Below are 25377 nucleotides of genomic sequence, written 5' to 3'. Positions count from 1 at the left end.
TTATCCTCGCACAGAGCCTCATGCATAGGAGAGAGACGGGTTGTGGAAGAGACTATCACGTATGTCGGATTGGATGTTCACGAAGAAACGATTTCGGTCGCACTTGCTGATGGCGACAAGCGTGGTGACGTGCGCACGTTTGGCCAGATCGTAATCACGCCAGCAGCCTTGGCGCGCATGCCGGCGAAGCTTTCGCAGCCAGGGCGGACGCTGAAGTTTTGCTACGAAGCAGGACCCTGCGGCTATGGCATTCAACGGCAGCTGTCTGCCGCAGGTCATGACTACGTGGTTGTCGCCCCCTCTTTGATCCCGCGCAAGCCGGGCGATCGCATCAAGACAGACCGTCGGGATGCCAACAATCTGGCAAGGCATCATCGCGCTGGGGAACTGAGCGCAGTTTGGATACCCGATCGCGCACATGAGGCGATGCGCGATCTGGTTCGGGCGCGCTTGACTGCCGTGCGTAGTCTGCGACATCAATTGAACCCAATGGAACACTAAAAAAACAATAAGTAACGCGGCGTGACGGGAAAATGGCTGGTTCCTGCACAAGGCAGGCAAGTTCCGCGCCAAAGGGCCCGTCCGTGGTGACCAGGCTCTTTCCGCCGCGGCCTTGCCGCAGCTCCACGGAACCCCTGAGGGGTTTCCGCCGGTTCCGGTGAGATCCTTCGTGCTGCCGGCGAGATCTCGCCGGTCTAGGCGCGCTAGGGCGCGAGATCCCTTGCTATGATGGGGGAACCGAGGGCCTCGCCCTGCGCAACCGTGTCGCCGAAACCATGGCCTACCGGGCTTCCGGTCTCAACCTCGTCGTCAACGCCGTCATCCTGTGGAACACCGTCTATCTCAGCCGCGCTGTCGATTAAATCCGCAGCCATGGCATCGTCATCCCCGACGAAGTGCTTTCCCAGGCGCACCGCTGCCATGGGCACATATCGCGCGGACCGGCCATTACCTCCGGAGTGAAATTGACCGACCCATCGAACGCTTCAGGCCAATCCGCGCCAACCGCTTCAATCCCCTTTAGCGAGTGTTATTGCAGAAATGCCCACGGAGCCCCCTACTAGAAGCTGGGATCGAAGGCGATTCCGAGATCGGGCACTGGCTGAATCTGATCGCCTCGGATCGAGAGGATATCCGAGACCTGATCGACAACCAGGCGACGACGCTACCCGTCCGCGGATTTCGCAGATTGATGTTGTCTTGATGCAGAAAGCTGATCGCCGAGATGGAGGCAATGATTTCCAACGTCGCGCCGTTCATCAGAACTCCTCCCAATCAGCCTTGGTCGCCAGCGCCGCATTGCCGCCGCCAAAGGCACCGGCCAGTTTCTGGCCAAGCGCGCGGGCGGGCGAGGCAACCGGCCTGCTGTCGTGGCCGATGGCACGGCGCTCCGACGTGGCGCCATCAAGCTTGAAGCGGGCGATCAGCCGGGCGAGGTTGGCGGCTTCCTCGGCCAACCGGTTGGTCGCTGCGGTCGATTCCTCGACCATCGCCGCGTTCTGCTGCGTCACCTGGTCCATGTGGTTGACGGCGGTGCTGACTTCCGACAGACCGGTCGACTGTTCCTTGGCCGCGGTGGCGATCGAATGCACATGTTCGTTGATCTTGACCACGTGGCCCTGGATCAGGCTGAGCGCCTCGCCGGTCGCCGTCACCAGCTTGACGCCGGATTGAACCTCGCCGCTCGAGCGCGAGATCAGCGCCTTGATGTCCTTGGCGGCACCGGCCGAACGCTGGGCAAGCTCACGCACCTCCTGGGCGACGACGGCAAAGCCCTTGCCGGCATCACCGGCACGGGCGGCCTCGACGCCGGCATTCAGCGCCAAAAGGTTGGTCTGGAAGGCGATCTCGTCGATGACGTTGATGATCTGGCCGATTTCGCCGGAGGCCTGCTCGATCCGTCCCATCGCCGAGACCGCGTCTTTGACGACGGCACTGGACTGCTCGGTCGAGCGGCGCGCCTCGTCGACCATGTGACTGGCCTCCGTCGCCCGTTCGGTCGAGCTCTTGACCGCGACGGTGATCTCCTCCAGCGCCGAGGAAGTCTCCTCCAGCGACGCCGCCTGCTGTTCGGTGCGCTTCGACAGGTCGCCGGAGGCGGTGCGCATCTCGCCGGCGCCGCCGTTGATCATGTCGATGGCGGCGCGGACCTCGCCGAGCACCGACTTGAGGTTGGCCATCGTCGTATTGACGTTGCCCTGGAGCTCGCCAAAGGCGCCCTGGAACTCGCCGCGCATCGTCTCCGTCAGATCGCCCTCGGCCAGCGCCGACACCACCCGCCGGGTCTCGGCAATGCCGCGATCGACCGAGGACACCAGTTCGTTGACGCTTGTCGCAAACCGGTTGAGGTCGGCGTTGTCATAGTCCTTGCTGATGCGCTTCGTGAAGTCGCCGGCGACCGCCGCCGACACCACCTGACCGATGTCCGACTGCAGGTCGGCGCTCTTGGCCTGCAGCGCCGCCTCCTGCGCGTTCATCTCGCGCACCTTGATGCCATTCTGCTTGAACACCTCGACGGCGCGGGCCATCTCGCCTATTTCGTTCGTCCGGTCGGTGAAGGGGATTTCAACCGACAGATCGCCGTCGGCGAGCGTGCGCATGACGTCGGTGGTCCGGTTGATCGGCCGCGAGATGCCGGCGCCGGCAAAGACCATCGCGCCGAGGCCCACCACGCAGGCGATGCCGAGCAACGCGAAGGCCGCGATGCGGGCGGTCGCGTAGTCGGCGGAACTGTCATCGAGGCTCTTTTCAGTTCCGGCGGTGCTTATCCGAACGAGGTTCTGGATAAGGTCCTCCATCTCAAGATAAGCATTGCGTACATTCCCCAACACGAGCTTGCCAGCCTCTTCGCGTTGCCCAGCTTTGAAGAGTGCAACGACACGTTCATTGAGCTTCAGGTATACGTCCACCTTTTCCTTGAACGCCTCGTACGCCGTTCGCTCCTCCGGCGCGGAAATCTGGGTTCCATAGGTCGAGATTCGCTCGCGAAGCGCGGTTGTGTCCTCGCCAATCGCATGCTCCGTCTTCTCTACGGCAGCCGCATCGGACGCGAGGAGCAGGCGTGTCTGCGATCCTCTGAGATCCGCCATCGTTATGTTGATCTTGTTGGCGATGTCGACGCTCGGCACCCATTTGGTCGCCAAAATCTGAACCTCGCCGTAAACGCCGTCTATCGACGAAAGCGCGAAAAGGCCCTGGCCGACCAATAGCAGCAGCAGCAGGGCAAAGGCTCCTGTGAGTGAGGCGTTCAAGGAAAGGGATACGCGTTTCATCCGACACTCCTGTGCAAACGAAGAACAGGAAGTCGTCATGCCTCCTGTTTGAAGAACTCTCAGAAATGATCCCGATCGAGTCATTCGCTCGGCAGCGGTCGTGTCCATTGGCCCCCGGAGTCATCGCCGCGGGCGGCCCGTCACGACTTATGGCTGCATGACGGCGGATCACTACACGTATTGTGCACTGCAAAAAATTACCAATGCGTTACCGAGTGCGAAGAGCTGACCGGTTTCTGTTTTGTACCCATTGGCCATGACGAGCAAAGAAAACTGAAAAATATTAATTTTCTCAGGACTGCGGAATGTAGGGCCACTCGGTCCGCAGCTTATGTGATTTCGGCCAAATTGAAGAACAGGCCATGGCCCCGGCTCCAAGTAAGCGTGGCGTGATGACCGCCCGCTGGGGCGGAGGACGGGTGAAATGTCCACATTTGATTTAAGCGGCGTTGTGACCGTGGCGTCCAATTCCAGGGCAATTCGTCGATCTTTTTGTGGGATGTTCTGCGATGCGGTCGATAATGTCGACGAGATAGCTTCCCGGGTTGAGACCAGACCAGTCATTTTGCAGGTTTCAACAATCGTAGATGACAGACCGAGGGCAACTCGTCGCTGCCGCTCACCATTGCGTTGCAACAGTGGTCAAAGAAAATCGGCGGACACTACATGCCGCGCAGCCGCCTGGGCTTCATCTCCAGTCCTATCTGATCCCGTTGATAATGCGGCGGTCCTTTGCCCGCTTGGTGGGGAAGCGAATGCTGGCCAACGCGATTTCCATCGATTGAAGTTGCTGGCCCGCCATGGCTTCGATGCAAAACCGTTCCAGCATCGCCGGCAGCCGCCCCGAAGGATGCGACGGCATCATCAAGCGTTATCTTTGTTGTGAAATCAGGGGAGTATATTTTTTCCAACAACCTATGGCAACAAATCGCGTGCCTTTCACGCTCATCGCGTGGGCCGAACAGACGACCGATGCCGGTCTTACTACTATTCTAAATTCCACCTCACCAATCTTCGCCTTCATGCTGACGGCGCTGATCACGCGCCATAAAGCTGTCACGAGCAGCAAGCTGTTCGGCATTGCGGCGGGGTCGATCGGAACATGCCTGATCGTCGGCGTCGAAGCGCTCGGCGGCTTCAATCGTACTCGCGATTATCGGCGTCGCTTCCGCGAATGAATGTCTGCTTTGGCTTTTCGGCCTCTCCCGGATTGTCCAAATTGCCCCCCAACCCCGTTACTTGAATAGTTCAGCTATGTCCGCCATCGGCCGGAACAGCTTCAAGGGCTGCTCGGGGAACGGTAAAAAACTCTCTCGCTCATAAAAGCGACGTGCATTCTCGTCCTTGGCGTCGACTATGACCGCGAAGGAGGCGATCTCGCTGCTGACCGCCCGAAATAGTGCGTCGGCCAGAAGAAAACGGCCATAGCCGTTTCCCTGATGACGTCGGTCGACGGCCAACCGCCCCAAGAGCGTCGCCGGAATGAACGGGTAGCGCGGGAGCTTGCGGACGGTCTGGGCAGGCCATTCACCTACATTCACGGCCGTCGAGGACAGCGTGTAGTAGCCAGCGATAGCGCTATCGGGCAGCACCAGCACGAACGGCGCCGCCATGTTCTTGCGGGCATCCTGCCCCGCTTGAGTGCGGAAATATCGATCGAGCGGCTCTACGCCGCTATCGAACGATGCTCGGTCGTGCTGCAGACCGAGCACCTCAACCCGCAAGGAATCCTCAGCATGCTCCCCCACCCGTCAGACGCCCGTGGCCCGACGATACCGCTGTACCGTATCGCGCAAGCGGTCGTTGACCGGCTGCGGGTTCATAAGGGCATCCACGAATGCCTGGCTGTCGCGGAGGGACAGGTCGAGGCGCTGATGCTCCTCGATGGCCCGGCGAGCAGCTTCCTGCACGCTGGTCAGCACGAAATCCGTCACTGTCCGGCCCTGGAGCGCCGCCGCGTGTTCTATAAGGTTCTTCTGGTCTGCTGTAACGCGCGTTTCCAAACGCTCACTACGGACTCGACCACGAGGGGTGTTCAAAGCAGGTGTAGTCATCATCATTCTCCTCGCCGTAATGTACGGCCAATGGCCGGACTTTGCAAGGGCGTCCGCCGAGATGACTACCATCGCTCTTCAGTCCTGTCGGTCCCGGCACCCCATTAAGGACCTCGCTTGCGTAGCCGAACGTCTTACGGGCATAAATCTTCCGGGTGGTTTCAGTCCAGGCCATGATGATCTCCATCGAATCTTCGCAAATCCGAGGGAATCACAACTGGCTGGAATCACTTACTTCCTTCTGAGGTCGCCTCTAAGCGGATGTGTATAGAAAATAGGCCGCAAACCGGGGACACGCGCTTCCCTGCCAGAGCACCGGGCCAAGCCCAATGTCAAGCGCATAGGGTTGCACAACTCCGACCGTAAAGAATCGCTGTTCCTCCGTTGGCTCGCCTGGCCATCTTGACTCTCTCGATTGCCGACGCTCTCGTTACTTCTAAATCGCAGCCGAAGTGCGGCGCTGGTATGTCTGGCGGTAGGGCGATCCATCCAAAAGCCAGCTTCCGGCGGGCGTCTGCCTGCTTCAGATTGCCAATGAACGAGGATACGGCCGAAGTGCACCTGTCCATACGGTTCGGCCATCTCAGCATCCCGTTCGTCTATGGACGAAAACGGCGAGAACCTCGAAAAGACATCAGGCCGTGCCGGCCGATCATGCCAGCAGGCGCCGGCACTCGCGGTCTTTCGTTTCAAGACGCGGTTGCCCGCGGCCGGGCCACATCGCTGATCCCTTCCGCGTCCGGCGCTTGGCCGTAGCTCATCTTGCGCATCTGCTCGATCACCCGCGCCATTTCATCGTCGGGCAGCACCGGCGGCTCGCCGAGGGTCAGGGCCTGCACATACATGCGCGACAGGGTCTCGACCTCGATCGCCAGCCACAGCGCCGATTCGAGCGTCTTGCCGAGCGAGATCTGACCGTGCTGGCCAAGCAGGCAGGCGAGCCGGTCCTTTAGCGCCACCAGCGCATGATCGGATAGCGCCTGTGTTCCAAAGGTTGCGTATTCGGCGCAGCGGATCGTCGTGCCGCCGGCGATGCCGATCATGTAATGGAAGCTCGGAATGGTCTTGTGGTGACAGGCAAGCGTCGTCGCATAGATCGAATGACAATGCAGCACGACATCAACGTCGGGGCGGTTCTTCAGGATGTCGCGATGGAAGCGCCATTCCGACGACGGCCGGCGGCCAGCATAGGTGCCGTCGAAATCCATCTCCACCAGATCGGCCGGCGTCATGGTCTCATAAGGCAAGGACGACGGCGTTATGAGAAAACCGGTGCCGGCCCGCACGGACAGGTTTCCGGCCGTTCCCTGGTTGATGCCGCTCGAATTCATCCGCCGGCAGGTATCGACCATGTCCCGGCGCAGCGCCGCTGTATCGGTGTGTTTGTCGCTCATTGGATGGACCTTTTACGAAGTGCATTAAAATTCGCCTCTGCCGATTGCCTTGCCATGGCCTGCCAGCGGCGGACATAGGCTGGCAGTTCGGCCGGCGGATGTTGAAAAATCGGCGGCTTTTCGAGAGCGATCGCCGCGCGCGCCGCACGGGTTCCATGACGTGCAAGAAGCGCTGCGCCGGATGCGACGCCGTACGTATCGAGGTTGGAGACCGGATCGTCCTGCGGGCGCAGTGCAGCGACGAGCGCCGCATAGAGTGGATCGCGCAAAAAGCTGCCATCGAGGATAACCCGACCGCTGCCGCCCAAAGCGTCGAGACATTCGATCGTCAACAGCGCGGTATAGAGCACCGCCAAAGCTTTTCGCTCGGCTGCATCGACCGGCTGAGGCCCCGTAATATGCCCCTTGCCGGCACTGCCGGGGAAAAGGCCGTCGTCGTCGCCAAAGGACGGCAGGGCCATGGTGCCCTGCGCAATCATCTGCCTGATAAGCGCTGCATCGGCGTTGGGGCGGTCGTCGTCACGGCCGGCGATATGCGTGAATTCCCGTCCGCCCATCGTCAACGCGCCACCGACCGGCCTGCCATGGACATCGCTGTTGCAGGTCATTCCCCGATGTTCGTCCAGCCGGTTGAGCGGCGTTTTACCACTCAACGCAACAATCCAGGTGCCGGTGGACACGACGGTTGCATTATCGAATCCGGCCGCCTGGTAACGGTAGAAATTAGCGCTGCTGTCGTGAATGCCGGCCAGCACCTTCATCTCCCCCGGCAGGCCATATCTTTTGACAAGGGACGGACGGATGGTGCCGACCGCTTCCCACGCCTTGGCGAAAGGCGGCAACAGATTTTCCCAGCCTTGCGAGCGGACAATTGGCGACCAGTGTTTTTCCGGGACGTTCCAGAGATGCGACTGGGCGCCGAGAACGGTTGCCTCCGAGACGGCGACGCCCGACAGCCGCCAAGCCCAGTATTGCGGAACGCCAAGAAACCAATGCGCACGAGCGAAAGCCCGTGGCTCTGTTTGCTGCATCCAGAACATCTGCCGGGCCTGATGGGTGGCCCCGTGCATCATGGCGCTGCCGCGATCAAAGAACGATCCGGCCAGTGGCGTGTATCGTTCGCGGATCTCGTCCGGCAAGGCCTGTTCGTAGTCGATCATCGGCAGAGCCGTTCCGTCATCATCGTCGGGGTCCGAACCAACCAGTACGCCGCCGGAGCCGTGGCCGGACGAAACGAAGGTTGATAGCGGATGGCGCCTCGCGAGATAGGCGAGAGTATCGAATACCCAGCCGCTCAGGGCCTGCAGGTCATGATGTTTCCATGGCCCGTCCTGCGACACCGGATTGGGAACAGACAGGGTTTCAAGAATGGCGCCCGACGCCGTGGCGGCATTGAACTTCACGTTGGTCTTGCCAACATCAAGGACGGCGACCGTCGCGGGCCGCGCGCCTTCCATCCGATCGTTCGTCTGCCCTGCCGTCATTTCCGCGTCCCGAACTTGCCTGCATGTGCAGCTGTTCCCGCCGAAGCGGGAAAAGTTGACGCTCAGATCAACCCGTATTGTCGCGCCTTGTTGCGCAGGAACGGCAGGCCGTTGCCCATGACTTCCTCCTCGTTCTTTGCCACCGGGCGCCAGACGGCCAAGCCGTAAGCCACCTGGGGCGGCATGTTGATGAAGCTCTCCATCGCCAACCCGCCCTTGAAGCCGATTGCTGCGAGCGTCGCGTAGATCTCGTCCCAGGGCACATTACCGTAGCCCGGCGTACCCCTGTCGCTTTCGGAAAGATGGATGTATTTCAGATATTCCCGCGCATCGAGAATGCCGTTGGCAGCGCCCTTCTCCTCGATGTTCATGTGATAGGTGTCGAGATGCACGAAGACATTGTCGGCGCCGACGCGCTCGATCATGTCCACAGCCTGGCGAGCGGTGTTGATCAGATGGTTCTCGTAGCGATTGACCGCCTCGACACCCAGCTGGATGCCGCGTGTCTTTGCATGTTTTGCCGCCGCTTGCAGGGCGCGGGCGATATTGTCATATTCTTTTTCGGTTGGCGGAACGCCGGTGCGCTCGCCAATACCGCCGAAGATCACGCCGGAGAGCGCTTCCGCCCCCATATCCGCAGTCTTGTCGATGGCGACCTTCAGATGTTCGACGGCTTTTTCCGGATGCACCGAGGCCCATGCATGCTCGGGCAGTCCAAGGGAACAGACCGAGCGCAGCTTGTGTTTCTCGAGAAGCTTGCGGCTATGGTCCGCATCGACAGCCGGCGCGTCCAGAAGTGCTATCTCGATGAAATCCATCTCGTATTTGACCGCAGCGGCAATCGCCTTTTCCGCTCCCGCGCGGTCCCAATTCATGGTCCACATGCTGGTATGAACACCAAAACCTTCCATGTGCCTTATCCTTTTTTTCGTTTGAGAAATTTGAGATGCCCGGCCGCAAAGCGCAGGATCATCACGGCAATGAGCAGGATGCCCCAGACTGCCGTCGCCAGATGCTGGTTGGCGCCCATGAGATTGAGACCGGACGCCAGAAGCTGCAGGACGACGAGCGCGACGAAGACCGGAATGACCCGGCCAAAGCCGCCGAACGGATTGACGCCGCCGAGGAAGCAGGCAAGCACGGTGATGAGCAGGTAGGATTCACCGTGGCCGACACGCACCGAGTTGAACCGGGCAAGCATGATGATGCCGGCGACCGCACACATCGCGCCCGACAACGTATAGACCAGCACCAGAACCTTGCGGGTATTGACGCCCGAATATCGTGCCGCCTCGATGTTCGAGCCGATCATGTAGGTGTTGAACCCGAGCTTCATCCGCACCAAAAGCAGATGCCAGATCAGCACACAGCCGATGAAGACCAGCAGCGGTACCGGAAAACCGAGGATGCTGCCGTGGCCGAGCGGCCGGAGGAAGGCCGGAAAGCCCGAGACATCGCCGCCGCGCGTCAAAAACTCGCCGAGCCCACGCAAAAAGATCATCATCGACAGCGACACGAGGATCGGATGGGCGCGGGTATAGGCAATCACCAGCCCCATCACCACGCCGCTGAGCGCCCCGACGCCGATACCCAGAGTGCAGCCGAGAAGGAAGGCGAAGGGTCCCGCATCCGCGCCGCCATTCTGCTGAAGTACCCAGGCTGCTGTCAGGCCGGCAATATTGGCTGTGAAGGTGATGGCAAGGTTAAGGCCGCCGGTCAGTACCGGCAGCAGCATGGCGAGCGTCAGCAGGCCCAGTTCCGGCAGCTGGAAGGCAACGGAACCGAAGGTGGCACGGCTCAAGAACTGCGGCGACACCAGGCTGAAGAAGATCAGCACGGCGAACAGGGCAAATCCCGGCCCGGCCATTTCCGGTCCGAGGAAAGTCCTGGTGCGATTGACGATTGCGGTCATTTGCGGCCTCCGTCCTGGCGCATGAACGGCAGCAACTTCTCGATGCTGGTGTTCGATAGAGTAATCGCAACAAGGATAATGGCGCCGACAATCATCTTGAAGGCGAAGGGCGAGACGCCCGCGAGGTTAAGGCCGTTCTGGGTGATCGAGATCAGCAACACCCCGAGTACGCAGCCGAGCACCGACCCCTTGCCGCCGCCAAGACGGGCACCGCCAAGCACGACGGCGGCGAGCACATCGAGTTCGCGGCCGTAAAGCGCATTCGGAACGACTTCCTGCGCATAATGTGCCTGGATCAGACCGCCGATACCCGCCATCAGGCCGAGCCAGCCGAAAGCGATGAATTGCATCGCGCCGATATTGATGCCGAACCGCCGTGCCCCTTCCGGATTGTCGCCAAAGGCATAGAGCTGCCTTCCCGTGGTCGTTCGGGTGATGAACACCCAAGTCGCGACGACGCAGATGAGCATGACCAGCACCGGCAGGGTGATTTCAATCCAGCTGCCATTCGCCATCTCATGTTCGAACAGGACGACGCGCGAGGTGAGCCAGTCCGGCAAATTGTAAATCGACACCCCACGGGTGAAGAACATCAACAGGCCGAAATAGATGTTGAAGGTGGCGATGGTCGCAACGATCGAGATAATCCGGAACTTGTGGATCAGGAAGGCATTGATCGCGCCTAGTAGAATACCCAGCGAGCCGGCGATCAGCAAGCCGCTCACCCATCCGCCACCGCCCATCCATCCGAGCAGGATTGCGGTGACGTATTGAACGACGGACGCCGCGACGGCGAAGGAGATATCGATGCCGCCGGCGATCAGCACGACCAGCAGGCCGACGGCGAAAATGATGTTGACGGAGCTGGTATTCAGCAGATCGAACGCGTTGCCGAGTGAAAAAAAGCGGTCGGTAGCTATCGACAGGAACAGGCTGATGACCGCGATCACCGCGAGCAGCGCAAATTCGGTTGCGTGGGATTGAACAACCTTACGCATAGACGGCAGCCTCGATATCCTGGAGCGCGCAGTCGCGCGGGAAGAACCAATTGGCGATACGGCCCTTGGCCATGTGCAGCACGCGATCGGCATTGAAATAGACTTCCGGCACCTCATCGGAGATCAGGATAATCGCAAGGCCGCTGTCGGCCAGTTTCGCGACGATATCGAAAATGCCGGCACGCGCGCCGACATCGACGCCGACGGTCGGGGCATCGAGAATGAGCAATTTCGGATCCGTCGCCAGCCATTTGGCGATGGCGACACGCTGCTGGTTGCCGCCTGACAGCGTCGAAATGGCATCGCCCTGCTTGCCGATCTTGACGCCGAGATCGGTGATCCATTGCGCAACGAGATTCCGCTTGCTGCCATCGGACAACAACCCGCCAGAGGTGATCCGGTCGAGCGAGGCAATCGCCAGATTGTCGGCGATCGACTGCGGCTGGATGAGACCGAGCGACAGCCGATCCTCGGAAAGATAGGCGACGCCGGCAGCAATGGCGTCGCGGTTGGATGAGAAATGAATTGACTTGCCTTCGAGCCGGATCGTGCCGGCTTTCGGTTTCAGCATGCCGAACAGGGACAGCGCAAGTTCGGTGCGCCCGGCGCCGAGCAGGCCGGTAATGCCCAGTGTCTCGCCGCGCCGCACGGTAAAGGAGATATCCTCGAACTGGCCGGGGCGGCAGAGACCCTCGACCTCCAGCACCACCGGATTATCTCTAACGTCGCGGGCGCGGATAATTTGGTCGAAGGTCTTGCCGGTCATGAGTTCGGTAATGCGCGACTGGGTCATGCCGGTGGTCGGATAGACGCCGACGAGCGCGCCGTCCCGAAGCACCGTCAGGCGGCTCGAAATCTCCAGCACCTCGGCCAGTCTGTGGCTGACGAACACCACGGCCACGCCGGACGCCGAGAGCGTGCGTACAATGTCAAGCAGATGATCGGTTTCCGATTGCGTCAGCGAGGCGGTCGGCTCGTCCATGAAAACGAGCTTGGCTTCCCCGATAAGCGCCCGCGCGATTGCCACGATCTGGCGCTGGGCGATCGGATAGTCCTTCAGCGGTCGATCGACATCGAGCGTGACGCCGAGCCGCGCAAGCGCCTTTTCCGCGGTCTCGCGCATACTGTTGTAGTCGACAAAGCGCGGCCAGCGGCCAAGAACGGTCTGGAAAGCAATGTTTTCGGCAACCGTCATTTCCGGAAACAAGGCAAGATCCTGCCAGATGACCTGGATACCCGCGGCTTGGGCCGTGACCGGCGACATATGCGAATAGGTCTGTCCGTCGTATTCGATGACCGCGCCATCCTGTGGCCGATAGACACCGGTGATGATCTTGATCAGCGTGCTCTTGCCCGAGCCGTTTTCTCCCGCCAGGCAATGCACTTCGCCCGGCAGCACATCGAAGCTGACATTCTTCAACGCCCTGACGCCGCCGAAGGTCATATTGATGTTGCGCAGAGACAAAAGGGGCTTTTGGCCGCTCCCCACGCTCGCACGTCCACTCATCGCACTAACCTGTAAATGCTATCCTGTGAAAATTCCGGGGCACCGCCGAGCCGGCCGAAGCCAGCCCAGCAGCCCGGGAGAACACGTTCGGGAAGGTTACAGACCCATGCCTGCAAGCTCGTCCACGGTGTCCTTGTTGATCGGCAGCAACTGATCTACGATGATGTCGTTGCCGACCGGCTTGATCACGCCGAGACCGGGAATGTCGTCTCCCTCCTTGACGCTCTCGCCCTTGATCAGGCGATCGGCCATGGTGACGAAGACTTCGCCGGCCTGTTTCGGATTCCACATAAAGCCGCCGGAAATCGCGTCCGACTTGATCAGTTTTTGGCCCTGACCGGGCGAGAAAGGCCCGAGGACGAAAATTTCGCCGGTCTTGCGGCGCTCTTCGACAGCGCGGCCGGCCCCGATCGGTCCTTGACTGCCGAACGCCAGGAAGCCTTTGAGGTCCGGATGAGCGGAGATCAGATCGAGGGCGGTCGAACGGCTCTTGTCGACGTCTTCGGCCACGCCATATCGTTCGCCGACCAGCTTCATGTCGGGATAATTGGACTTGATGTAGGCGATCGCCGCATCCGCCCAGGCATTGTGGAGGGGAACGGTGAGCGAGCCGACGAACACGGCATATTCACCCTTGCCCCCCATTTTCTCCGCCAGAAGCTTGGCATGCGCTTCGCCGAAACCGGTCGACGAGGCCAGTTCGAAATTCCAGTCGGCGCCCTTCTGACCTGGCGATTCATGCGTGATGACGAAGATGCCGGCTTCCTTGGCCTTGGCCAGGACGGGTTCGAGCACCTTGGCATCGTTCGGAACGACGCCGATAACCTTGACGCCCTGGGCGATCAGATCCTCGATGGCGCGCACTTGCAGCGCCGGATCGGCGCTGGTCGGGCCGATCATAAAGGCGTCGAGCCCGAGCTTGGCCCCTTGCTCCTTGATCCCCGCTTCCATGGCATTGAACCACGGAATGCCGCCGATCTTGACGACGACGCCAACCTTGTCGGCGGCCATCGCCGCAAACGAAACGCCAAGCGACAATGATGCAGCAAGCACTGCGATCATAAACTTTTTCATGTTTCTTCCTCCTCTAAACGTTTCCGCACAGGGAAACACTCCCGGGCCGCCCACTGGCGGTCCCTCTCAGTCCAGTTCAAGTCGACGCGGAAATCTCATCCTCCAATTCACCGCCTCCTCAAGCGGGCCTCGAGTGCACAATCGATATTTTTTGCACAATCGATGGTGCAATTAATATGTTTTGGATTTAAACTTTCGTCAAGAGGAAATTGGCACTAAGGAGCTGGAGGATTTCATGAAGCAGCAGGGCAAGAAGAAGGCTACGATCTACGATCTTTCAATCCTGTCCGGCTGCTCTGCTTCGACCGTCAGCGCGGTGCTCAACGGGACCTGGCGCAAGCGGCGGATCAAGGAAAGCACGGCCGAACTCATTCAGAATCTGGCCGAACAGCATCAATACACCGCCAACCTGCAGGCCCGGGGCTTACGCAAATCCCGCTCCGGACTCGTCGGTCTGCTTCTGCCGGTGCATGACAACCGCTACTTCTCGTCGATGGCGCAGACCTTCGAAGCGCAGGTGCGCAGTCATGGCAAATGTCCGATCGTCGTCAGTGCTTGCCGCGATCCCCAGGAAGAACTGTCGACCGTTGAAACCTTGATTTCCTATTCCATTGACGAGCTTTTCATCGCCGGCGCAACCGATCCGGATAGCGTCCATGTTCTTTGTGAGGCGGCCGGCATCCGCCATATCAATATCGATCTCCCTGGGACTAAGGCCCCATCCGTTATCAGCGACAACTACGAAGGCGCCCGGATGCTGACCGAGGCGATCACCCAGCGTTTCAGCGCCGCCCATCCCCTGAAACCGGAAGAGCTTTTCCTGTTCGGCGGGCGCAACGACCATGCGAGCCGGGAACGCATCAGAGGTTTCCGCGACGTCAAGACAGCGTTGCTCGGCGGCGATACGGATAGTTGTATCCAGCCGACAGGCTACTCGCCGAACATGACGCAAAGGGCCTTCGAAGCTTTCTACGAGCGCGAAGGGAAACTGCCGCGCGGGATGTTCATCAACTCGTCGATCAACTTCGAGGGCCTGCTCCGCTTCATGGCGCAACACCCCCACGAGACCTTCGCCGACATCGTCGTCGGCTGCTTCGACTATGATCCCTTCGGATCCTTCCTGCCCTTCCCCGTCATCATGATCCGGCAGGATAGCGAAAGCATGCTCGCCAAGGCATTCGAACTCATCGAGGAAAGCCGTCCCGCTGTTAAAATTCACCTGATACGGCCCGAACTGGTCCATCCGCGAACGGCGCTGAACGGGCCGCTTGATTCGATCCGGGACGTCGATGCCTAGGCATCAACTACGCCAAAAAGGCATGCGCGCTGGCCGGATCGAAACCGAGCGAAACGGCATCCCCGCGATTGAGACTGGACGCCGATTCATGGCCGAAGGGCAAACGCACGGAGTGTGCTTCGCCTATCTCTACAAGCGGCGGCCAGTATATTGCTGCCGAGGAAGCGTGTCGGTCACTGTGACAGCAAGCTTGGCCCTGCCCGCCTCGCCCGCGCGCCAGCGGGAGACGTCCGGCCTCTGCAGCAGCGCTGCCACGAATCGCTGCCGCCGACGAACTACAAGGCGATCGCGGCTTCCAATACGCAGCTCAGGTATACCGGGATGCACTGGCTGGCGGTGATCTCGTCGGCTCAATGGGCCGCAGGGGGGAACCTCTATGACAATGCCAAGGCCGAAAGCTTCACGAAGACGCTGAAGGTCGAAGCGGTCTACCCGATGGCCTATGAAACATTCGAAGAGGTGACCGAACACCTTCCCCACTTTATAGAGGAGGTTTACGACACACGCAGACTTCATTCAGCGCTCGGCTATCTGAGCCCGCAGCAGTTCGAGGATCATCACATCCGGCAGACTGGCAAAACCGCGGGCCTGATCATTGTCCACCCTCAGGGGCGCACTCCAATAAGGGGTGAATTTTGGGCGCCGATTGACACCTCCCTCAGGGGGAAGCGTTCCCAACGGCCTCGGCCAGGGCGCGCAGACGGCCTCAAGGCGCGCGATCGGTAAGAGCGTCGGCTCCCTCCTGTTCGGCGCAATGCGCACAGCAGTAAATGATGTCGCCCTGCTCGACTCCATGTCCGATGATCCGGACGCCGCAATGCGGGCATGCCGGAGCGAGTTTCTGGATCGCGCATTCGAAACTATCGAAAGTGTAGGTTACATCCCCCAGGTCCACCCGGAAAGCCTTGTCATAGTCGTTGCCGCACTGGTCGCATCTGCCCATGGCTGCATCCTCCTGTTCAGTGTGACCAACGTCGCGAACAGCGATAGGTTCCGTCGTAGGTTCCAGCTCAAGCCTCGTGCGCGATCATGTGGACGACTTCCTCGATGCCGCGGGGTTGGATGCCCAGTTCTTCCAGGCCCGGCAGATCGCTTGCCGCGACATTGTCACGACGCATGAGATCGACTTGGTTGCGCGTGAGCGACACCGCGGGAAGAAACTCCGCAGCAGTCGCCAATAGGCTCCATACCGCGAAGGGCACGGGCACCAGCCTGACTCGCGCCTTGAGTTGAGTGGCGACCTCCCGGACGAGTTCCCGATACGAATAAATGCGCGGACCGGCGCACTCGAAGATCAATGCATTCGTGGTATTCTGCCCCGAGGCCAAGCGGCTCACGGCTTCGGCCACGTCCTCGACATGAACGGGTTGCAGCCGAGTGCCCCCTTCGCCGAACAGCGGGTAGATCGGGAGGAGGCGTACCAGCCTCACGATCGTTGTGATGAACGCGTCGTCGGGGCCCGCCATGACAGCGGGACGGACGATCACCGCGCCTGGAAATGCCGCCTTTACCACGTCCTCACCGCAGCCCCGAGCCCGGATGTAATTCGAACGGGACTTCGAATCCGATCCAATGCCCGAAATCTGGACGAACCTCTCGACGCCGGCATCCCGCGAAGCGGTCGCCAGAGCGGCCGCGCCTTCTACATGGACACGCTCAAAGGTCTCCTTACCGCGCTCAACATAAAGGCTGACCGCATTCACAACAGCGCGAGATCCAGCCACGGCAGCGGCGATCGAGGATGGATCCAGTATGTCCGCCTCGATCTGCTGAAATGGCCTCTGATCGGCCCTGTTGTCCAACTTGTTCTTGCGCGGATGACGCGAGACGGCACGTACATTGATACCCTTATCCAGAAGCCTGCTCACGATCCGACACCCAACGAAGCCTGTTCCGCCGAACACCGTCACAATGTTCTTGTCAGCTAAATCATTTCGACCATGTTGGTTAGTCATCGTGCTCTCTGACGTTCTCCTGACTAGCGGCGCGCGTCGTCAGTCGCGTTCTCCGGTTATCGGAATACCCGCATCAGGCGCTTGATCCGCTCGGCGGAATGAGTGCTTCTGGTTGCGCGAATCCTCGGTGGCTACCGAACCTTACGGCAGCGTGCCATTCCACGGCCGATTTGAGGAAACGTTTCCAACTGGCATCCGTTCCGCGAACCTCCCCAAATAGGCCGAATTGATGAAGGTCGGCTCCGGGTCTGTCGCGGGCGCGAAGTTGGCGCACATGGATGCCAGCTGATCGCGCGATCTCCGAAATGCTCCGGTATGAGCCGCCGCCTTCTCCTGAGACCAGCGCCGACGCCAACGCCGCTCGATCGATGTAATCAGACAGAAATGCCACTTACAAAGCAACTCGCAGCAAGCTTCTCCCCATACCGACACTTGTCGAGGTCTCTAAGCGCCATAGCTCTTACAGAGTATTCTAAAATGGTGAGAGCCAACGATGAGGTACGAACCATGCGAACGATTGCAAACAGTTGCCGACGTCCAGTCCATGCCGACCATCTATGTTGTGGACAAACTCACCTCTATCGAAAGGCAATCTTATGGCCGCTGATGACAATGGCGAGGAAAGGCCGCCCGCATGAAGCCAATGAACGAAGAGCATCTCGCTGTTTTGCGTAGGCACATGGTCGAGGTGATTGCAATCTATGCCGACCTTGAAAGCGAAGAACTCGGCAAGGCGGTGCTCAATGAACGGGTGATGGCAGCGATGCTGCGGGTGCCCCGGCATCTCTTCGTGCCGGCCCCGGCCGCGCCCTTTGCCTACCAGGACATGCCACTGCCGATCGGCTTCGATAAAACCGTCTCGCAGCCCTTCATCGTCGCTCTCATGACCGATCTCCTCGATCCCCAACCGCATGAGGCAGTGCTCGAAATCGGCACCGGACTAGGCTATCAAACCGCGATCCTCGCTGAACTCGCCGGCCAGGTTTGGAGCGTCGAAATCATCGAGGAATTCGCAAACCATGCCGAAGCTCTCCTGCAGGCCCTCGGCATATCAAATGTCGGCATTCGTATCGGCGACGGATCGCGCGGCTGGCCTGAGCACGCGCCATTCGACAAAATCTTGGTCACCGCGGCGGCTGAGGAGCCGCCGCCGGCTTTGCTTGAGCAGCTCAAGCCTCGGGGACGCCTGGTTCTGCCTGTGGGATCCGAAGTGCAGTTGCTGACTGTCATCGACAAGGATGCGGCAGGACAGCTCGAGGCGCGGCAACTGATCTCGGTTCGGTTCAGCCAGCTCGAGGCGGCCTAATGGACGGGCGATACTTCTTGGCCTCGAGCTTCTTGTCGCCGCCGACATTGTCGGCACCGTCGCTGTGGAGCCGACGCTGGAAAATGTCCTGGTCCTCGCATTCATCGTTCTGATTAGAACCTTTCTCAGCGTCTCGCTCACTGTCGAGATCGAGGGTTGCTGGCCGTGGCAGGACGGCAGGAAGGATAAAAGGGGTGCTGCGCATGACCGAACTGCCGGCCGAAGCGCTTGAGATCCTACTTAGGCTATGTGCCGCAGCCGTGCTCGGCGCTGCCATTGGCTTCGAGCGCCGCGTACATCACAAGGCGATCGGCATCGCCGGCATGGTGCTGATCGCGATCGGGTCGACAACCTATATGCTGCTTGGTCGCCACCTCGCTGAGACTGATCCGAGTTCTCTCAGCCGCACCCTTCAGGGTTTTCTCTCCGGCATCGGCTTTCTCGGCGGCGCCGTCATCTTCAGGAGCGGCTTCGACGTAAGGGGAATCAAAGCAGCGGCAGCGGTCTGGATCACCGGTGCACTCGGCCTTGCGATCGGGACCTCCTATTGGGGCCTGGGGATCGTCGTCGGCATCGTGACGGCGGCCGTGCTTTTCATTGCCGACAGTTTTCCAGACGAGGTCAGGGAGAGGAAGCAGGAGCCGGCGGAACTAAAGGGTGATTCCAGTAAGAAGGACTAACAGTCCGCTTGGGTCGCGCGTTCCGGCCCCGGAAGAGGGATGGTCGAGCGACCGGTATCGCCCAACCGGGGACGCTCTGGCCCATGGGTCAGCCAGGAGGCGATTGTTCATCCCTCGCTTGAAGGGCACCGCAGATCCGCTAAAAACGGCAGGCTCAAAATGCGATCTGGAACGTCTCCTCGCGACATATGGGGCGGGAGGAGTTTCTCCGTTCAGGTTTATGTCGAGCAGGTCAACCTGCACCGGCATGCTTCTTGTTTGCGTTGGGCATTGGTCATCCTCACTCTTCACCGGCGCCTTTGACGCGCGCCAAATGCCTCGACGTCCGACGTCAAATATTCCTACCAAGACGAGGAGATCGCCGATGTGACCCCGTGACGAAGGGTACAGCGTTACTCCTCACCCTGTATATCTCCGCGGATCATGGCATGTACCACCGCGTTCCGAAGCGGTTCCGGATGGAATGGAGGCCCTATTCGACCTACTGGAGAACGAAAGCGAACCAGCAGTTAGGGCAGTGCTTGGCCACTGGCTGGTAGGCTATGTTCATCCCTATCCTGACGGCAACGGACGGATGGCGCGCTTCCTAATGAACGTCATGTTCGCCTCGGGTGGGTTTCCATGGACAGTGGTTAGGGTTGAGAATCGGTCGACTTATTTGGCTGGCCTTGAGCAGGCGAGCGTCCACATGAACGTCAAACCGTTCGCGGAGCTCATCGCGGAGCGCACATCTTGGTCGACGAGTACGGCAGCCTAAAATCATCTGGTCTCGGACGTGGTGCAATAACAATACCCACGCCCACGAAACTTGGCGATTCGGGAGGGTTCCAATCAGCGGTAAGTTCAACTGAGACCGACTGCGGATTGCAAGCATGTCCTTAAGGGATCGCCGTATAAAGTCATCGCGAGACATTTTGCCGGTTCGCCGCCCAAACCATTCGCAACAGCTCTGTTCGCCTGGAAGTTCGCTTCCGCAAGCGAACTTCCGTGGGTCCACGAATCTAAAAACGCTGGAAGCCAATGATACGTAACGCGGGAACCCCGGGGTCACGGTGAGGCCAGGACCGCCGTGCAACCTTGGTCAAGTAATGCCTTCGCCAAAGCGACCGTGGACATTGCATCGGGTACCTTGTCTGTGCGACCAACGCCGAAGCCACGACGGCCAAGCTCATGGCCTTGTTCATGATGACCGCTTCTAGCGCCGCAAAAACGGAAGACGCCAATCAACAGAGGAAGACGGAACTCAGCGCCGCCCAAGCCGATCAGGCCGTCCAGCGTGCCGATGATCGGGTTCGGCCATCCTGGAATCATTTGAGCGATGTAGTCGGCCAAACCTATTGATCTGAAACGCGTACGTCGATGGAAAAGCAAACAGTCATTCAGCGGCTCATTCCGGGCGTGCCGGTGGATGGAGAGAAGCAACAAACCATCGAAATAGTCCGCACAACAATGCCTGCATGTGTTGTGAATCTGCCCTGCTACGAAAGCAACAAGGACTTTGACTCTGGGAAGTCTGGTCGAGGTGCTCGGTCCACATCAAACGATCGAAGATGTGGCCCGCGATGCAGGCACCATCTCCTATGAAATCCTGACCAATCTCGGTGATCGCTACCACCGACAATACCGCTAGGAGCCATTGAGGCTCGATCATTGGGGACATCATGAAAGTTTTAGTTCTTGGGGCCGGAATCGTCGGCGTCACCTCCGCCTATCAACTGGCGAAAGCGGGCCATGAGGTAACGGTCATCGACCGGCAGAAAGGCCCAGCGCTCGAAACGAGCTTCGCGAATGCCGGCGAAGTATCCTTCGGCTACTGCTCGCCCTGGGCGGCGCCGGGCATTCCACTGAAGGCGATGAAATGGCTGTTCATGGAGCATGCGCCGCTGATCCTGCGGCCGAAGGTGGACGCAGCCATGCTCTGCTGGCTGGCAAAGATGCTCTCGAACTGCACTTCAGAGCGATATGCGATCAACAAGAGCCGCATGCTCCGCCTCGCGGACTATAGCCGGACCTCGCTTGCCGCTCTGCGCAACGAAACGGGCATCGAATATGACCAGCGGATGCAGGGCACGCTGCAGCTCTTCCGCACGCAAGCACAACTCGACGCGTCCGGCAAAGACGTCAAGGCGCTCGCCGCCGACGGCGTTCCGTATGAGGTTCTCGATCGCGACGGCTGCGTCCGGGCGGAGCCGGCGCTTGCTCACGTGCGCGACAAGATTGCGGGCGGTCTGCTGACGCCGAAGGATGAAACCGGCGACTGTTTCAAGTTCACCAATGCATCGCGAAGAAGGCCGAACAGCTTGGCGTTCGCTTCTCCTGGGGCACTGAAGTCAACAGATTGGATGTCGAGGCCGGCCGGGTGCGGGGTGTCGTGACCAACTGGGAAAGGCTCGCAGCCAATGCTGTTGTCGTGGCACTAGGCAGCTATTCGCCACTGCTCCTCAAGCGCTACGGCATCAAGCTGCCGGGGAGCTTTGGGGTTTTCATTCGGAAAGGAACTGAGAAGCTGGGGTTGCGAAACCAATCCATCTTCAGCGGACCTCCCCGAATGAACGTCCATAAGAATGCGCGTCTGACGCCGGTAGGTCGCGAGCAACGGGTGTGCTGCGGCTTGATCTGTAAAGCCCGGCTCGGGCGGAACAACGGTGACAAAGGGGGGAAGCTGATGAGGCCGGAATTGAAGTACTTGAACGAGATCGAGCGATGCGTCTCCTGGCTCGCTGCGTGGACCATCCACCAACCCATTGTACCTGGCGAGAAATTTCTGGGCGAGATTCCTTATCGACGTCTTCATTCCGTTTCCTCGGCAGCAAGGGAGGTTGGAATAGGTGTGCGCCCGTTGTGGCGAATATTGCATGAAAATGGTCACGCACCGTATTGGTGATTTTCGGGAAAGTCAGGGGATCGGGGGGCTACCTGTCTCGTTGATGAAGCGCTGCGTCCGGAAGGCCAAAGCGAAGCATGGAGCTGCGAGAAAAATCGCGTTTTAGCAGGTGTCATGTTTTTTGCCGACCTGCCTCCGTCTTTTTAAATCGCCGCCCACCCGGGCGGTATTTTTTTGACATTTTTTAAGGCGGAGCAACACGTCGAATCCGTGCTTCTTAAAAGCGCGTATCGCGACGCATTCGCGCCGGCATGATCCAGGTTAATGGTGCGGCGCGCGCGCCGGGCACGCCATTCGGTGGATACAAACAATCCGGCAACGGCCGCGAGGGCGGCGAATGGGGCCTCGAGGACTTCCTTGAGGTGAAGCTGATCAGCGGTTGATAGGCCGGGGGATTGCTCCCAACCGGTGCCGTCATTCATCGATTCGGATCGCGTCGTCCTCGGCCTGCGCGATCCTCCGCGTCATCGATCGTCCGAGGGTACCGACTGGAAAAACGCTTACGCGTTCTGCGCCAAATGCTCGAGCCAGAGATCTCGTAGCCGACAATGATGAAGGCATCTTTGCGCTTGCACCTGATCTTCACCCGGTCATCGCAGCCTGCGATACGGCCGATCTCGGCGCTTGCCTACATTACCCTCGAGCCGATATTCACGTCGTTCCACCAATGCAAACACCGAATTCTGTATCAACTACCATTCGTAGGCGACAAAAAGCCTGATCGCTGAGCCACAGCAAGAATCTACGCCGAGGGCGCGAACAATGAGAAACGCAAGTTCCTCGCCTCATGCCGCAATATCACACGGATCTGCGGAAGGCCTTATCGCTGCTGGCCGGCGAGAGCCTTCACAAGGCTTACGATCTTTGTTCGAACCTTGTGGTCCGGCAACGGCAGCCCGGACGGATCGAACAAGCGAACCTCGGCCCCGAAGTGTTCGAGCAACCACCCGGCCTCCTCGGCTTGCGGAGGTGGCGTGGATTGGCAGCGGGAAGATCAAGCAATACCCCGACCCTGTTCGTCGAGAACCGCTTCGCCGTCCTCCTTGACGAACGGTCCCCCAGCTTGGCCATGCCAGCGCTTAAATGACCCGCGAGTACCAACGCCAGCGCAACCGATTCCGGGCCAGTCTCACCAAGGCATCCGGGCCTTGAGACGCCCCTTCCCCTGCCCCGCGGGAAGCCGCAAGGTCGAGACTGCGCGCCGAAATTTCAGCTTACGGCTTTAATTGAAATCGCGAAGTAAAAGCCACACCGGGCGTGATCTCCAGACTTGCACCGCAAGTGGCCAACCGTCGCCAGGGTGCCGCTTCGGATATATGGTGGTGCTGGGAAAATACCGTGCGCCGACGGCCGCACTCCGATGACCGACGGCGCTGGAGAAGTGATTTCGGTCGGGGACGATTGTCGATTAAACGCTAGCTACGTGACTGCGAAACATTGCGGACAGCCGATCTGTTGGGCCTGGCTATCTGCGGAAACAATCAGGCGTTTATTGCAACTCCTGCCGGAACTCATCCCGCCGCTCATGGATGCTGGCAACAACCTTACCCATCGGAATGCCCATGCTGATCAGAGTTGCTTCCGACAATTGGAGACTCGCCTCAATTGTTTCCGGCACAGCATCCGTTACGCCCATAGCGTAAAGATGACGGGCATGGGTAGCATCTCTGGCGCGGGCAACGATTGGCAGGTCGGATCTTGCTGCCCGTACAATTTCGATCAACCGGTCCGTAGCATGATCATCATTAATCGTAACAATGAGCGCACTGGCTTCCGAAAGGCCACACGTCCTTAGGAAGCCGCTATTAACAGCATCGCCAAAAAACACGGCGTTGCCCTTGCGCCTTTCACGCGATACCAGCGCCGGATCGACGTCAACCGTCACGTATGCCAGTCCATGGCGTTCCAGCATACCTGCCACCACCGTACCGACGCGTCCGTAACCGATGACAATAGCATGTCCTGTCATTACATCAGGTATTTCGTCCAACTCCGGTCCATGCTCGGTTTTGGAGATCTTTTTCGCTAAATTTTCACCCGCCATGGCCAGGAGGGGCGTTAGGGCCATGCTGATTGCCACTGTCGTTAAAATCAAACCGGACACATGAGGCGATACGATACCGGCGGCGACACCGGCTCCAACGCCGACGAAGGCGAATTCTCCACCGGCAGCCAATAGCATCGTCATCTCTACCGCCTTTGGCAGGGCGATGCCGAATAGCCGAGCCAGCGGCGCCAGCACGATGATCTTGACTAGGAGCAACAGGCAAAGCAGTGAAATGATCAAGACTGGTGCCTTAACGAATTCGATTATGTCGATTGACATGCCGACGGTGAAGAAGAAGACACCGAGAAGCAGGCCTTTGAAAGGTTCGACTATGGCCTCGACAGCCTTGCGATATTCCGTTTCCGAGAGGAGTATTCCTGCGACAAAAGCACCCAATGCCATGGGCAGCCCAAATATTGCGGCCGCGAAGCCGGCACCCACGACGATAAACAAAACGGCAGCCAAGAAAACGTCTGAAGAATCTAATGATCCCACAAGATGGAATAGCGATCTCAGAAAGACTCTGCCAAATAGAACAATCATTCCGAGCGAGGCGGCGGCTTGTAGCAAGGCCATTCCGAGATTGGCGGCAACATTAGCGCTGGTGTCTGAAGCAAGGATCCCCACGAGCAGCAGCAGCGGCACTACCGCTAGGTCTTGAGCGAGAAGTACCGAGAAAGTGGCGCGCCCCGTGGTCGTTGACATACGCCGCGTGGCAGAAAGCAATTCGACCACAGTCGCGGTCGAAGAAAGGGCCAAGCTTAAACCGACCACCAATGCCTGCTGTGTATTCACGCCGAAGGAGACCGCCATGAATGTCAGCGTGGCCGCCGTGATCACGACTTGCAGGCCTCCAAGGCCAAAAACAAGCCGACGCAAAGCCAGAAGCCGGGACAGCGACAGTTGGAGCCCAATCAAAAAAAGTAGAAAGACAACGCCGAACTCGGCGATGCCGGCGACGTTCTTCGGTTCGACGATCGTAATCCAGTAGACAAACGGCATCTGGTCCATAACAGAACCAAGGCCCAAGGGGCCCAAAAGTGCACCTAATACGAGATAACTGACAATCGGATTCGCGCCTAACCTACTGACCATGGGGACGATCACGCCGGCCGTTGCAAGGACCACCATTACGTCACTGTAGATACTCAGATTGATCGAACTGGCCAAAGCCGCCCCATAGTATGGAATTCAGGTGTGGGAACTATTTCAATAGAGATATTCGGCATTACGAGAGCAAGCTGTATTTTTTGCCTGCACCGATTATCGGTCACAGCAGGCCTGATCCCCAATGCAGCCAAGCGGGCGGCGGCACGTCGTTAGCCTCGTGCCAGGCCAATGAGGTCAGCTTTCAGCCGGGACGATAGCGGGAAGCTCGTTGTGGGCTGGTTCCCTGCCAAGCAACTAACACGGGTGATATCGAGCGCGTAGTGGTCGTCGCCATGTCCACTCTGGAAGGGCGAATGAACGGGTGTTGGTGTCGGGGGGACCACGGGTTCGAGCTTTTTCCCGA

At 59.4% G+C, this 25377-nt stretch carries 20 protein-coding genes and 8 pseudogenes; 12 read left to right on the top strand and 16 right to left on the bottom strand.

The annotated features are described in order from the left end of the window. Window positions 1–42 precede the first annotated feature (42 nt). Window positions 43–474: pseudogene (locus ACSQ2Z_RS22450) on the top strand (IS110 family transposase); the annotation flags it as partial. Window positions 475–776: 302 nt separating this feature from the next. Further along, the gene (locus tag ACSQ2Z_RS22445; RefSeq protein WP_436084129.1) at window positions 777–863 is read left to right on the top strand and encodes a Tn3 family transposase; all 87 of its coding nucleotides are present in this window, start codon (window positions 777–779) and stop codon (window positions 861–863) included. A gap of 200 nt (window positions 864–1063) precedes the next feature. On the opposite strand, the pseudogene ACSQ2Z_RS22440 reads toward ACSQ2Z_RS22445, so the two are convergent. Both ACSQ2Z_RS22440 and ACSQ2Z_RS22435 read right to left on the bottom strand, forming a co-directional pair. Continuing rightward, window positions 1064–1156: pseudogene (locus ACSQ2Z_RS22440) on the bottom strand (chemotaxis protein CheW); the annotation flags it as partial. A 103-nt stretch (window positions 1157–1259) separates the two neighbouring features. Continuing rightward, window positions 1260–3272, bottom strand: coding sequence for a HAMP domain-containing methyl-accepting chemotaxis protein (locus ACSQ2Z_RS22435; protein WP_436083449.1), 2013 nt, complete (start codon window positions 3270–3272; stop codon window positions 1260–1262). A gap of 800 nt (window positions 3273–4072) precedes the next feature. On the opposite strand from ACSQ2Z_RS22435, the gene ACSQ2Z_RS22430 reads away from it, so the two are divergent. Further along, complete coding sequence (locus tag ACSQ2Z_RS22430; RefSeq protein WP_436083448.1) at window positions 4073–4450, top strand: EamA family transporter; 378 nt, start codon at window positions 4073–4075, stop codon at window positions 4448–4450. Between the two features lie 57 nt (window positions 4451–4507). Here ACSQ2Z_RS22430 and ACSQ2Z_RS22425 read toward each other — a convergent pair whose 3' ends face one another. The 9 genes from ACSQ2Z_RS22425 to ACSQ2Z_RS22385 all read right to left on the bottom strand — a co-directional run bounded on the left by ACSQ2Z_RS22425 (window position 4508) and on the right by ACSQ2Z_RS22385 (window position 13695). After that, window positions 4508–4996 carry a GNAT family N-acetyltransferase gene (locus tag ACSQ2Z_RS22425; RefSeq protein ID WP_436083447.1) on the bottom strand — a complete coding sequence of 163 codons (489 nt, stop codon included), beginning with the start codon at window positions 4994–4996 and terminating at the stop codon, window positions 4508–4510. Window positions 4997–5023: 27 nt separating this feature from the next. Next, on the bottom strand, window positions 5024–5326 hold the full coding sequence (locus ACSQ2Z_RS22420; protein WP_436083446.1) for a DUF1778 domain-containing protein: 303 nt from the start codon (window positions 5324–5326) through the stop codon (window positions 5024–5026). Between the two features lie 689 nt (window positions 5327–6015). Beyond that, window positions 6016–6720, bottom strand: a complete 705-nt coding sequence (locus ACSQ2Z_RS22415) for a class II aldolase/adducin family protein (RefSeq protein ID WP_436083445.1) — start codon at window positions 6718–6720, stop codon at window positions 6016–6018. Then, the gene (locus ACSQ2Z_RS22410) at window positions 6717–8204 is read right to left on the bottom strand and encodes an FGGY-family carbohydrate kinase (RefSeq protein WP_436083444.1); all 1488 of its coding nucleotides are present in this window, start codon (window positions 8202–8204) and stop codon (window positions 6717–6719) included. Before ACSQ2Z_RS22410 ends, ACSQ2Z_RS22415 begins: the two co-directional genes overlap by 4 nt. Before the next feature lie 62 nt (window positions 8205–8266). Continuing rightward, window positions 8267–9115, bottom strand: a complete 849-nt coding sequence (locus ACSQ2Z_RS22405; protein WP_436083443.1) for a sugar phosphate isomerase/epimerase family protein — start codon at window positions 9113–9115, stop codon at window positions 8267–8269. A gap of 5 nt (window positions 9116–9120) precedes the next feature. Next, window positions 9121–10116, bottom strand: a complete 996-nt coding sequence (locus ACSQ2Z_RS22400) for an ABC transporter permease (RefSeq protein WP_436083442.1) — start codon at window positions 10114–10116, stop codon at window positions 9121–9123. Further along, window positions 10113–11114 carry an ABC transporter permease gene (locus ACSQ2Z_RS22395; RefSeq protein WP_436083441.1) on the bottom strand — a complete coding sequence of 334 codons (1002 nt, stop codon included), beginning with the start codon at window positions 11112–11114 and terminating at the stop codon, window positions 10113–10115. The genes ACSQ2Z_RS22400 and ACSQ2Z_RS22395 overlap by 4 nt, the downstream gene beginning before the upstream one ends. Beyond that, window positions 11107–12621 carry a sugar ABC transporter ATP-binding protein gene (locus ACSQ2Z_RS22390; RefSeq protein ID WP_436083440.1) on the bottom strand — a complete coding sequence of 505 codons (1515 nt, stop codon included), beginning with the start codon at window positions 12619–12621 and terminating at the stop codon, window positions 11107–11109. Before ACSQ2Z_RS22390 ends, ACSQ2Z_RS22395 begins: the two co-directional genes overlap by 8 nt. 96 nt (window positions 12622–12717) lie before the next feature. Further along, a complete protein-coding gene (locus ACSQ2Z_RS22385; protein ID WP_436083439.1) occupies window positions 12718–13695 on the bottom strand; it encodes a substrate-binding domain-containing protein in 978 nt (325 codons plus the stop codon). 235 nt (window positions 13696–13930) lie between these two features. Between ACSQ2Z_RS22385 and ACSQ2Z_RS22380 the strand changes: the two genes are divergently transcribed. Both ACSQ2Z_RS22380 and ACSQ2Z_RS22375 read left to right on the top strand, forming a co-directional pair. Next, window positions 13931–14992: a LacI family DNA-binding transcriptional regulator gene (locus ACSQ2Z_RS22380; protein ID WP_436083438.1), complete on the top strand. Its 1062-nt coding sequence runs from the start codon at window positions 13931–13933 to the stop codon at window positions 14990–14992. A gap of 150 nt (window positions 14993–15142) precedes the next feature. Beyond that, a complete protein-coding gene (locus ACSQ2Z_RS22375) occupies window positions 15143–15718 on the top strand; it encodes an integrase core domain-containing protein (protein ID WP_436083437.1) in 576 nt (191 codons plus the stop codon). Here ACSQ2Z_RS22375 and ACSQ2Z_RS22370 read toward each other — a convergent pair. Together ACSQ2Z_RS22370 and ACSQ2Z_RS22365 are read right to left on the bottom strand one after the other, a co-directional pair. Next, window positions 15699–15935 (bottom strand): hypothetical protein, encoded by a 237-nt coding sequence (locus tag ACSQ2Z_RS22370; protein ID WP_436083436.1) that lies wholly within the window; start codon window positions 15933–15935, stop codon window positions 15699–15701. The two genes, ACSQ2Z_RS22375 and ACSQ2Z_RS22370, sit on opposite strands and share 20 nt — an antisense overlap. Before the next feature lie 67 nt (window positions 15936–16002). Further along, on the bottom strand, window positions 16003–16947 hold the full coding sequence (locus tag ACSQ2Z_RS22365; RefSeq protein WP_436083435.1) for a complex I NDUFA9 subunit family protein: 945 nt from the start codon (window positions 16945–16947) through the stop codon (window positions 16003–16005). Between the two features lie 634 nt (window positions 16948–17581). Between ACSQ2Z_RS22365 and ACSQ2Z_RS22360 the strand changes: the two genes are divergently transcribed. The 4 genes and pseudogenes from ACSQ2Z_RS22360 to ACSQ2Z_RS22345 all read left to right on the top strand — a co-directional run. Continuing rightward, window positions 17582–18253, top strand: coding sequence for a protein-L-isoaspartate(D-aspartate) O-methyltransferase (locus ACSQ2Z_RS22360; RefSeq protein ID WP_436083434.1), 672 nt, complete (start codon window positions 17582–17584; stop codon window positions 18251–18253). Window positions 18254–18263: 10 nt separating this feature from the next. Beyond that, window positions 18264–18485 (top strand): DUF1622 domain-containing protein, encoded by a 222-nt coding sequence (locus ACSQ2Z_RS22355; RefSeq protein ID WP_436084128.1) that lies wholly within the window; start codon window positions 18264–18266, stop codon window positions 18483–18485. Continuing rightward, window positions 18457–18933, top strand: a complete 477-nt coding sequence (locus ACSQ2Z_RS22350; RefSeq protein WP_436083433.1) for an MgtC/SapB family protein — start codon at window positions 18457–18459, stop codon at window positions 18931–18933. The genes ACSQ2Z_RS22355 and ACSQ2Z_RS22350 overlap by 29 nt, the downstream gene beginning before the upstream one ends. A gap of 433 nt (window positions 18934–19366) precedes the next feature. Beyond that, window positions 19367–19690, top strand: a pseudogene (locus tag ACSQ2Z_RS22345) (Fic family protein); the annotation flags it as partial. Window positions 19691–20075: 385 nt separating this feature from the next. Here ACSQ2Z_RS22345 and ACSQ2Z_RS22340 read toward each other — a convergent pair. Continuing rightward, window positions 20076–20244, bottom strand: a pseudogene (locus ACSQ2Z_RS22340) (sulfite exporter TauE/SafE family protein); the annotation flags it as partial. A 187-nt stretch (window positions 20245–20431) separates the two neighbouring features. Between ACSQ2Z_RS22340 and ACSQ2Z_RS22335 the strand changes: the two are divergent. The 3 pseudogenes from ACSQ2Z_RS22335 to ACSQ2Z_RS22325 form a co-directional block, all read left to right on the top strand. Further along, a pseudogene (locus ACSQ2Z_RS22335) lies at window positions 20432–20563 on the top strand (alanine racemase C-terminal domain-containing protein); the annotation flags it as partial. A gap of 31 nt (window positions 20564–20594) precedes the next feature. Then, window positions 20595–21400 (top strand): annotated as a pseudogene (locus tag ACSQ2Z_RS22330) (D-amino acid dehydrogenase); the annotation flags it as partial. 638 nt (window positions 21401–22038) lie between these two features. Then, window positions 22039–22200, top strand: a pseudogene (locus tag ACSQ2Z_RS22325) (aldehyde dehydrogenase family protein); the annotation flags it as partial. 497 nt (window positions 22201–22697) lie between these two features. On the opposite strand, the pseudogene ACSQ2Z_RS22320 reads toward ACSQ2Z_RS22325, so the two are convergent. After that, window positions 22698–22778, bottom strand: a pseudogene (locus ACSQ2Z_RS22320) (arsenical resistance protein ArsH); the annotation flags it as partial. A gap of 528 nt (window positions 22779–23306) precedes the next feature. Next, window positions 23307–25034, bottom strand: coding sequence for a cation:proton antiporter domain-containing protein (locus tag ACSQ2Z_RS22315; RefSeq protein WP_436083432.1), 1728 nt, complete (start codon window positions 25032–25034; stop codon window positions 23307–23309). Window positions 25035–25377 lie beyond the last annotated feature (343 nt).

It is taken from the genome of Pararhizobium sp. LjRoot235 (assembly GCF_964254145.1).
Lineage (GTDB): Bacteria > Pseudomonadota > Alphaproteobacteria > Rhizobiales > Rhizobiaceae > Pararhizobium.
Note: the sequence above shows the minus strand (reverse complement) of the source record. Positions and strands in the feature narration are given on the sequence as shown.

Coding starts and splice junctions, on each gene's coding strand:
- ACSQ2Z_RS22445 (WP_436084129.1), top strand. CDS start 777: ATGGCCTACCGGGCTTCCGGTCTCAACCTCGTCGTCAACGCCGTCATC.
- ACSQ2Z_RS22435 (WP_436083449.1), bottom strand. CDS start 3,272: ATGAAACGCGTATCCCTTTCCTTGAACGCCTCACTCACAGGAGCCTTT.
- ACSQ2Z_RS22430 (WP_436083448.1), top strand. CDS start 4,073: ATGGCTTCGATGCAAAACCGTTCCAGCATCGCCGGCAGCCGCCCCGAA.
- ACSQ2Z_RS22420 (WP_436083446.1), bottom strand. CDS start 5,326: ATGACTACACCTGCTTTGAACACCCCTCGTGGTCGAGTCCGTAGTGAG.
- ACSQ2Z_RS22415 (WP_436083445.1), bottom strand. CDS start 6,720: ATGAGCGACAAACACACCGATACAGCGGCGCTGCGCCGGGACATGGTC.
- ACSQ2Z_RS22410 (WP_436083444.1), bottom strand. CDS start 8,204: ATGACGGCAGGGCAGACGAACGATCGGATGGAAGGCGCGCGGCCCGCG.
- ACSQ2Z_RS22405 (WP_436083443.1), bottom strand. CDS start 9,115: ATGGAAGGTTTTGGTGTTCATACCAGCATGTGGACCATGAATTGGGAC.
- ACSQ2Z_RS22400 (WP_436083442.1), bottom strand. CDS start 10,116: ATGACCGCAATCGTCAATCGCACCAGGACTTTCCTCGGACCGGAAATG.
- ACSQ2Z_RS22395 (WP_436083441.1), bottom strand. CDS start 11,114: ATGCGTAAGGTTGTTCAATCCCACGCAACCGAATTTGCGCTGCTCGCG.
- ACSQ2Z_RS22390 (WP_436083440.1), bottom strand. CDS start 12,621: ATGAGTGGACGTGCGAGCGTGGGGAGCGGCCAAAAGCCCCTTTTGTCT.
- ACSQ2Z_RS22385 (WP_436083439.1), bottom strand. CDS start 13,695: ATGAAAAAGTTTATGATCGCAGTGCTTGCTGCATCATTGTCGCTTGGC.
- ACSQ2Z_RS22380 (WP_436083438.1), top strand. CDS start 13,931: ATGAAGCAGCAGGGCAAGAAGAAGGCTACGATCTACGATCTTTCAATC.
- ACSQ2Z_RS22370 (WP_436083436.1), bottom strand. CDS start 15,935: ATGGGCAGATGCGACCAGTGCGGCAACGACTATGACAAGGCTTTCCGG.
- ACSQ2Z_RS22365 (WP_436083435.1), bottom strand. CDS start 16,947: ATGACTAACCAACATGGTCGAAATGATTTAGCTGACAAGAACATTGTG.
- ACSQ2Z_RS22360 (WP_436083434.1), top strand. CDS start 17,582: ATGAAGCCAATGAACGAAGAGCATCTCGCTGTTTTGCGTAGGCACATG.
- ACSQ2Z_RS22350 (WP_436083433.1), top strand. CDS start 18,457: ATGACCGAACTGCCGGCCGAAGCGCTTGAGATCCTACTTAGGCTATGT.